3 protein-coding genes are annotated in these 9479 nt (G+C 63.5%); all 3 read right to left on the reverse strand.

Annotated features, from left to right (window positions below):
• Positions 1–85: 85 nt before the first annotated feature.
• Genes recD through recC form a run of 3 tightly spaced genes read right to left on the reverse strand, consistent with a single transcriptional unit; the run spans position 86 to position 9278 of the window.
• Positions 86–2158: an exodeoxyribonuclease V subunit alpha gene (gene recD / locus J1G37_RS26615; RefSeq protein WP_207046529.1), complete on the reverse strand. Its 2073-nt coding sequence runs from the start codon at positions 2156–2158 to the stop codon at positions 86–88.
• Positions 2155–5829 carry an exodeoxyribonuclease V subunit beta gene (gene recB, locus J1G37_RS26620; protein WP_207046532.1) on the reverse strand — a complete coding sequence of 1225 codons (3675 nt, stop codon included), beginning with the start codon at positions 5827–5829 and terminating at the stop codon, positions 2155–2157. Before recB ends, recD begins: the two co-directional genes overlap by 4 nt.
• The gene (gene recC, locus J1G37_RS26625) at positions 5826–9278 is read right to left on the reverse strand and encodes an exodeoxyribonuclease V subunit gamma (protein WP_207046534.1); all 3453 of its coding nucleotides are present in this window, start codon (positions 9276–9278) and stop codon (positions 5826–5828) included. Before recC ends, recB begins: the two co-directional genes overlap by 4 nt.
• Positions 9279–9479: the final 201 nt, after the last annotated feature.

The following is a 9479-nucleotide window of genomic DNA, read 5'->3' on the forward strand; positions in this document are numbered from 1 at the left end:
CGATTCTCTCAGGTCTTTTCAAGATGATGCCGCAACGATAGCACAGCGACGGAAACCCCCGCGATATGGCGCCATAAATGACCTATCAGTCAGATTTTTCCGCGTCATGTTCCAACTCCAGCATCAGCCCACTCAAGCGCTTGACCTTGCGCCCAACGGCCTCTTCAAACACCCCGCCACGGGGCTCGATCAGGCTGAACCATTGCTTGGCCCGGGTGATGCCGGTGTAGATCAGTTCTTTGGTCAGCACGGGGTTAAGCGCGTCCGGCAGGATCAGCGCGGTGTGGGTAAATTCCGAGCCCTGGGATTTGTGCACGGTCATGGCGTACACGGTTTCCACATCATTCAGACGGCTAGGCAGAACAAAGCGCACGCCGCCCTGGCCATCATTACGTGGGAAGGCCACCCGCAGCACGTGGGACCCGCCGTCGCTTTCCGGCAGCTTGAGGGCGATGCCGATATCGCCGTTCATCAAGCCCAGGCCGTAGTCGTTGCGGGTCATCAGCACCGGGCGGCCTTCGTACCATTGCTCATCGCCGTCGATCAGCCGCACTTTGCGCAAGGCGGCGGTGATGCGCAGGTTCAGCCCTTCCACACCCCATGGGCCTTTGCGCACGGCGCAGAGCAATTGGAAGGCGTCGAAGGCTTGCAGCAGTTGTTGGGCCCAGTGGGTCCAGGCCCCGTCTTCGCGCGGGGTGTCGAGGGCCGGACGCGCGCTGCGCAGCAGGTCGAGGTAGTAGCGATAACCCTGGGCACCGTCGCTGCCCTGCCCGTCCAGCACCAGGCGCTCCAGGGCGTGGTCGTGCTCGCCTTTGAGCCTGACGCAGGCCAGGTCGCTGTGGCTGCCGGCATTCAACAGTTGCCGGGCTTGCTCGGCGTGTTGCTGGTTGACCAGGCGCGCCAGCTGGCCGATGCCGCTGCCTTCACCAAAACGCCGCGAGTAGCGCAGCATCACCACTTGCTGGGCCAGTGGGTGGCTGGCGTCGAGGTCTTCTTCCAGGCCGCTGGCGCTGAGGTCTTCGCCGCTGACGGCTTGCAGCCATTGCCGGGTCTCGGCGCTGTACCAGCCTGCTTCGGCGTCGCGGCACAAGTCGCCGAGTACGGCACCGGCCTCGACCGAGGCGAGTTGGTCCTTGTCACCCAGCAGCACCAGCCGCGCATGCGGCGGCAAGGCGTCCAGCAGGTTGGCCATCATTTCCAGGTCGATCATCGAGGCTTCGTCCACCACCAGCACATCCAGGGGCAAGGGGTTGCCCAAGTGATGACGGAAGTGCCGCGTGCCCGGGCGGCTGCCCAGCAGACGGTGAACGGTGGTGACCTGGGTCGGGATTTTATCGCGCACGGTGTCGGGCACCGTCAGCGACTGCACTTGCTGGCTGATGGACTCGGTGAGGCGCGCGGCGGCTTTGCCGGTCGGCGCGGCCAGGCGGATGCGCAACGGGCTGCCGGCCTCCACTGCCGGCGCCTGCAACAATGCCAGCAGGCGCACCACGGTGGTGGTCTTGCCCGTGCCGGGGCCGCCGGTGACGATGCTGAACGCACCGCGAGTCGCCAGGGCGCAGGCGAGTTTTTGCCAGTCGATCACGCCATCGGGCGGCGGCTGGTCGAACAGGCCGTTGAGGCGCTGGGGCAAATCCGCGGCGATGGTTTCCTGGCTGGCGAGGCGTCGGCGCAAGGCGCTGTCGATGCGCCGCTCGTAGGTCCAGTAGCGGCGCAGGTACAGGCGCGTGCCGGACAACACCAGCGGACGGCTGCGGGCCGACTCGCTGCCATCGCCGCCCAGCGCGACCAGGCGACTGGCGGCCAGGGCCTGGCACCAGTGATTGCCATCGAGGCCGTTGAGCAGTTGCGATGGCAGCAACATCGCCCCCGTTTGCAGATCGCCTTCGGGCGGCAAGGACAGGGCGAAGTCCGGCGCCTTGAGGGTTTCGACCAGGTCCAGGCACACGTGACCGTGGCCCAGTTGGTGGCTGGTCAATGCGGCGGCCAGCAGCACCACGGGGTCGGCCTGGGGGGCGAGTTCGTGGAGGAAGCCGACGAAGGCCTTGTCCAGGGCGCGCAGCCAGCCGCGGTCGACCCAGCGCTCAAGCAGTTGCACAAGGTCCGCGGCACGGCTGAGGGGTTCCAGCGCCTCAAGCGGCAGGGGCGACAGGCTCATAACAGGACTCCTTGTTCCCAGGCGGGCTCAACCTTGGGCGGGATGGGCTTGCCCTGGAACAACAGGTCCAGGCTTTCGATCAGCTCACGGGGCGGGCGTGTGAAGTACGCGCCCCGGCTGGCGGATTGAACGCCGCGCAGGAACACATACAGCGCGCCGCCGACGTGACGGTCGTAGTCATAATCCGGCAGGCGCGCCTTCAGTTGGCGGTGCAGGGCCAGCAGGTAAAGGACGTATTGCAGGTCGTACCGATGATCAAGGATCGACTGTTCCATGGCTTCCAGTGTGTAAGCCGAATCGTCAGGGCCAAGCCAGTTGGATTTGTAATCCGCCACGTAATAGCGACCGTCGTGTTCAAACGTCAGGTCGATAAAGCCCTTGAACATACCATTGAGCAACACCGGTTCGGCGGCGACCCGGGAGACGCCGTTGTGGGTGTGCTGGCACACCAGTTTGTCGAGGGCGAGTACGTCGACCTTGTGGCTGGCAAACCAGAACTCCATTTCGATCTGGTACTGCTGCAGGCTGCTGAGGGTGACCTGGTCGTTATCTACCGGCAGCGGCGTTTGCAGCAACTGGCCGAGCCAACCACTGAGGGTGGTGATCCAGCCTTCCCAGTTGCGGCGGTTGCAGCGCGCGCCGACAGCTTTTTCGATGGCTTCAGCCGTGACGTTGAAGCCATCTTCGCCGGCCCATTCCAACAGGCCGTGGAGGAAGGTCCCCGGATTCGGGCCGCGTGGGAAACGGTGTATATCACCGCCGGACGCCGCCACTTCGCGCGGTGCGTCGGGATCGAGACGCTCGTCATCAAACAGCTTTTGCGCTTGTGGGCTTTCCGGCGCTTCCGGCGTGGCCACGCTCATGCTGTCGCCAATGCGCAAGGCGCTGTAGGAGGCGATCCACCAGTTCTCCGCAGCCTTGCGTTTGGGCAGCAGCGGCGCGAGCAGCGTGGCTTCGTTACGTGGCGGGTGGAAGAGGATGTCTTGCACTTCGGGTACGTGGCTGTAATGCATGGCGGGGCAGCCTTCCTGCAAGTCCAGCAGCCAGCGCGCCAGGGCGGCGGACTCGCCCAACGAAGCGCCGGCGCCGAGCAGGTAGCCCAGTGCAGACAAGTGCAACACGGAACTGCTGCTATTGCCGCGCTTGAGGTCGGCAATGCCCAGCCAGCAGGCGTGTTTGGCGCGAGTCAGGGCGACGTAGAACAGGCGCAGGTCTTCGGCCAGGCGCTCGTCGTCGGCCTGGGCGATCAGCTCGGCGGTCGGGCGCAGGCTGACTTGGGGTTTGCCGTTTTCATCGTGGTAATGCAGCGGCAAGCGGCTGCCATCCACCGGTTTGGCCGAGCAGATGAAGGGCAGGAAGACCAGGTCGTATTCCAGGCCCTTGGATTTGTGGATCGTCACGACCTTGACCAGTTGCTCGTCGCTTTCCAGGCGCAGGATCTGTTCTTCACCGGCCTGCCCCGACAGCGCCAGGTGTTCGGCCAGGTGACGGATCAGCGCTTGCTCGCCGTCCAGTTCCGACGCGGCCTGTTGCAGCAACTCGCTGAGGTGCAGCAGGTTGGTCAACACGCGCTCGCCATCACTGCGGGCGATCAGGGTTTGCGGCAGCTTGAAATCGTGGAGCAGGCGCCGCAGCATCGGCAGCACGCCTTGGCTACGCCAGATCGCGCGGTAGCCACGGAACTGCATCACGCGGGTTTCCCACGCCAGTTCGTCCTGGTTCAGACGCTCCAGTTCCGGCAGTGACAGGTTCAGGGTTACGCAGGCCAGGGCGGCGCGCAGTGGGCGTTCGACGTCCGGCTCGGCGCAGGCCTTGAGCCAGGCCAGCAGGTCGTGGGCTTCCTGGGCAGCGAAGACCGAGTCTTTGTCCGACAGGTACACGCTGCGCACGCCACGGGCGGCCAACTCGGCGCGTACGGCTTGGGCTTCCTTGCCGTCGCGTACGAGGATGGCAATGTCCGACGGCAGCACGCCGATGAAGCTGTCATCCGCTTGCAGGAAACCGGCAGTGCCCTGCTGCCCGCCGTTGAGCAATTCGACAATCTGCGTGGCACAGGCGGCGGCCAATTGTTGGCGGTACACCACGTTGGAAATCGGCTGGTCGGTGGGCAGGTGCCACAGGTTCATCGCCGGCAGCGTTTGGCCATCGACTTGCAATTGCTCTTTGCGGCCCTGGGACAATACCGGCTGGAACGGCACCGGGTTTTCACCGTCCGGCTTGCGGAACAGGAACGCGCCACGCCCGGTTTCGGCACGCTGGAACACATGGTTGACCGCCTCGACCATCGCATGGCTGGAGCGGAAGTTGGTGCCCAGGGTGTGATGGCGCCCGGTGGTGGCCGCGCGTGCGCGCAGGTAGGTATAGATGTCGGCGCCACGGAAGGCATAGATCGCCTGCTTCGGGTCGCCGATCAGGAACAGGCCACTGTCGCGGTGGTTTTCTTCGATGCGGTAGATGCGGTCGAAGATGCTGTATTGCACCGGGTCGGTGTCTTGGAATTCGTCGATCAACGCGACGGGAAACTGTTCACGAATCACACTCGCCAAACGCTCGCCGCCTTCAGCCTGTAGGGCGCTGTTGAGGCGGGTGAGCATGTCGTCGAAGCCCATTTCGGCGCGGCGCCGTTTCTCTTCTTCGAAACGTTTGCCGACCCAACCGGCGGCATGTTGCAGCACGGCGGCGTCGGGGGTTGGCAGGGCGTCGAGGGCGGCCTTGAGGCCGGCCATCGCATCGATACCGGGGTGATGCGGCGGGTCGCCCTTCCAGGCTTCGGCCATGCCATCCGGGGTCAGGCGGGTGAAGCCGGTGCCGATGTCGAGTTGTTCAAGGGTTTCGTCCGCGGCCCAGGCGCTGATCTTTTCGAACCACGGTTCGAAGTAACGCGCCTGCATTTTACGGCCGTCGACGGCTTTGGCGGCCACGGCTTGTAGGCAGATGTCACGTAGCTCGATGGCCCATTGTTGCCAGGGCGCCTTGAGCTCCCTCAGGGCTTCGCGGCGCTCTTGCAGGCAGGCGTTGATCAGCTCGGCAGGGTCGCGGGTTTCACCGGTGGGGCGTTCGCTGCCGAACAGTGCGCGCACCCGTGGCATCAATGCAGCGGGGCCACCCCAGTTGTTGCGCACCCAAGTGAGCGCGTCATCGTGCATCGGGTAGCAGAACAGTCGCCAGTAATCGCGCAGGACTTCACCGAGCAGGTCGCTGTGGTCGGTTTCCAGGGTCTGGGTAAACAGGCTGCCGCTGTCGAACGCGTGTTCGCGCAGCATGCGCTGGCACCAACTGTGGATGGTCGAGACGGCGGCTTCGTCCATCCACTGTGCGGCGATGTCCAGGCGGTTGGCGCAGGCGGGCCATTGCTCCGGTGCGTATTGGTCACGCAGTTCGGTGATCAGCGGGTCGAGTTTGTCGATTTCACTGCGGAAGAAACGCGCAGCTTCGGCGAGCCGGATGCGGATGCGCTCACGCAGCTCCTTGGTCGCGGCGTCGGTAAACGTCACCACGAGGATTTGTGGCGGTAGCAGTTCGCGGCCAAAACCGGACTCATCGCCGCCGTTACCCAGTACCAGGCGCAAGTAGAGGGCCGAGATAGTGAACGTTTTGCCCGTGCCGGCGCTGGCTTCGATCAGCTGGCTGCCTTTTAGCGGGAAGGCCAGGGCCAAGGGTTTGCTGCTCATGCGCTGGCCTCCTCGCTGGTAAGTGATCGCCACGGGGCGTTGATGAGCGGGCGATACAGGGTTTCGCACCAGCCGTCGAATTCTTCGCTGGCGATGAGCGTGGCGTAGTCTGGGAATTGGCGGGTGAGCGCCGGGGTTTCGCGGCGCTCGCCGTCGGTGTTCACGCCGTCGCCTTCGTAGGCTTTTTGGGCGGCGGCTTCAGCCTTCGCGGGGTCCGATTGACCAAGCCAGGCGAAGGCGGTTTTGACCGCGACCGGGAGCGGCTTTTTCATCCCTGCGTGCCAGGCCAGCAGCAGGTTGCCGAGGATTTCCCGGGCTGCGCTTTTTTCCAGCGGCGACAGTAGCAAGGTGTCATCGCTGGCCACCAAGCCGGTGCTCAACGAAAGGCCGCAGGCACACGCGACGACGTGATTGACCCAAGGGCGAATCAGGCGATGCCATTTGCGGGTCTTGATTGAGCCGATGCTGTTGGGGATGGTGGTCACGCTTAGCAAACCGCCATCACTGCGCCGGTGCAGGCCGCTGATCCAGCCTTCCAGTTGAATACCTTGATGCTCAAAACTGACCGGTTCGGCGCCGGTGTGTGGCGTCGGCCAGAGGGCCAACAACTGTTGGTAGCGTTGTAGCAGGTCGGGCAGGGGTTCGATCAATTCGTTGCGCAGGCATTCGCCGAAGCCGACCATCGGCAGCAGGCCGCTGCCTTGCAGGCGTAGGGCCTGAGCGTTGAGGGCCAGGTCGAGATGTTCGGGTTGGGCCAGCGCTGCGTTCAACAGGCTATCGCTGAGGCTGTAGCGTTGCAGCGCATCGAGTACGAAGGGTTCTTCATCGGCAAGGGGCACTTCGGCCGCTTCAAAGAACACTTTCAGGCGCTGACTGAAGAAGTGTTTGACCGGGTTGCGTAGGAAATCTTGGAGCTGGCCGAGGCTCAGGGGCTCTTCTTGTTGGTGCTCTGGTAGCTCGTCTGCTGTGGGTTCGGCAGCGGAGGCTTCGTGCAGCAACTGCCATTCGCGGGCGTAGCTGAACAGCGGGTCGCCTTCGTGGAAGTAGCGGGCACTGAAGGGTTGCAGTGGATGCTCTTGGGTCATCGCTTCGAGGAGCGGCTCCTCGCTTTGGGCGTGGTGCCAGCCGCTGGCGAGATGGTCGCGTAGTTGACCGATCAGGACCGAGGCCGGGCGCTCGCTGTTGTCGCGGATGCTGCGGCCGACCCAGCTGATATAGAGCTGGTCCCGGGCGGAAAGCAGGGCTTCGAGGAGCAGGTAGCGGTCGTCTTCACGGCGTGAACGGTCGCCGGGGCGGTAGTCGCTGCCCATCAGGTCGAAGTCCAGCGGTGGCTGGGCGCGGGGATAGTCGCCGTCGTTCATGCCAAGCAGGCAAACGAGCTTGAACGGGATCGCGCGCATGGGCATCAGGGTGCAAAAATTGACAGCTCCGGCGAGGAAACGCTGGGACAGGCGGCCTTGGTCCAGGCCGGCGAGCCAGGCTTCGCGGACGACGGTGAGCGGTAATTCGTCTTGCAGGCCGACGGACTCGCAGGTTTCCAGCCAGGTTTCGCGCAGTTGTTCAAGTTGGCCGAGCAGGTAGTCGTCGTGTTCACTGCTGGGCAGGAAGAACAGTTGCATCAGGCGTTGCAAGCGCTCGCCCCACACTTGGGGAGCGGCCGACTGGGACAGGGTTTGGTGGGCGTCATTCAGCGCATCAAGCAAGGCGACCAACGGACCGATCAGGGCAGCGTCGAGTCCGCCGATTTCATCATAGGGCTCGATGCCTTCGCAGGCTGCGCCGGTGCCTACGGCGTAACCCAGCAACATCCTACGCAAGCCGAATCGCCAGCTGTTTTGTTCCAGTTCTTGTGGCAACCCAAGCCCCGCGCGTTGTTCCGCGTTTAGCCCCCAGCGAATTCCGGCGCCTTCGATCCAGCGGTGCAGCGTGGGCAGATCGCGCTCTTTAATGGCGAACCGTTCGCGCAGGGCCGGGACGTCGAGCAGGTCGAGGATTTCACTGACAGGGAAGCGGCTGTCGGGGAGTTTCAGCAGGTGTTCGACGGCGATCAGCAAAGGGTCGCGGCCGCGTTGGCCTTGGTCGGTCAGGGTGAAGGGGATGAAGCGCGGGTCGTTGCGCTCAAGCTGGCCGAACACGGCGCGAATGTGCGGCGCATAGCTGTCGACGTCGGGGACCATGACGATGATGTCGCGGGGGCGCAGCGTGGGGTCGGCGCTGAAGCGGTGGAGCAGTTGGTCGTGGAGGATTTCCACTTCGCGTTGGGCGCTGTGGGCGATGTGGAAGCGGATGGAAGTGTCGCGTTCAAGATCGACAGCAGGCCAGAGTTCGCGGGTTTCATTGAGCGGACGCAGCTCGAGGATGTCGTCCTGGAGTTGGTTGAGCAGCGTGGTGGGTTCGCTGTCGCTGAACAGGTCGATGCGACCATCGCGGAACGCGGCGCGGTAGCTGTTGGGGTCGTCGTAGCTGTCTAGCAGGCTGATGTAGTCACGGCCTTGTTTGCCCCAGGCGGCCAGCAGCGGGTGGGCATGCTGGTGCAGGGTTTGTGGGTCGATGGTGACTGGCATACCGGTCTTACGCGCCTGGCGTTTGTATTCGTTACGCAGCAGGTCTTTGTCGGCAACGATGTCGGACCAGTGGTGACGGCAAGGGTTGTGTACGCACAGCAGGACTTGGCTGAAACGTGCCAGACCGGCGAGGGCTTCCAACGCTTGGGCCGGCAACGATGAAATGCCGAAGACGATCACTCGGGAAGGAAGGCCCGGTGGGGCTTTTTCCAGGGTATTGATGCGTTCGATGAAGCGCTGATGCACGCCGGCGCGGCTTTCGGCCATGCCTTCTTCACCCACATCCAGCAACAGTGCACGCCATAACTCGGCTTGCCAGCAGTTGGCTGGGTCGAGGGGCTTTGACTCGCCTCGACCGTTACGCAATTGGTGGCTGCCGGCGGCCCAGTCTTCCAGCCAATCGGCGCGGTAGACCTGGTATTGGTCGAACAGGTCAGCCAGGCGCTCGGCAAGTTGGTAGCGCTTGCGCAGGTCAGTGTCATGGGTGAGGAAGCGTTGCAGCGGCTCGAAGTGGGGTTGATCGATGAGCTCCGGGAGCAAGCGCATCAGGCGCCAGGTTAGCGGGGCTTTGTCGAGCAGGGACTTGAGCGGGATTTCGTCACGGCCAAGGACCATGCGGTAGAGCTGCCACATGAAGCTGCCGGGGAGTTGCACATCGATTGCGGCGGCGATGCCACAGCCGCCCATGTCGTCATCTTCCGGGTCTTCGGCCAGGGCCAGTTTGAGCCATTGGGCGATGCCGTTGCTTTGTACCAGGGCGATTTCGTTTTCCAGAGGAGCCAGGGGATAGCGGCGCATCCAACTGACGACCAGGCCGCGCAGTTCGTCCAGGCGGTTGCCATGAACCACCATGAATCCAGCGCTGAGGGACGTCGCATCCGGCATAACGGCTTCCTTGGGAAAACAAAATCGAGGCGTGGACTTTAGCATTGAAGGTCACCGTAATGGCCCTTCACGTACTTTTCTCGCGCCCAAAACAAAACCCCATCTGCTTTCGCAAATGGGGTTTCGGAATTTAATCTTGACGATGACCTACTCTCACATGGGGAAACCCCACACTACCATCGGCGATGCATCGTTTCACTG

The organism is Pseudomonas sp. Marseille-Q1929 (assembly GCF_017316265.1).
Classification (GTDB): Bacteria; Pseudomonadota; Gammaproteobacteria; order Pseudomonadales; family Pseudomonadaceae; genus Aquipseudomonas.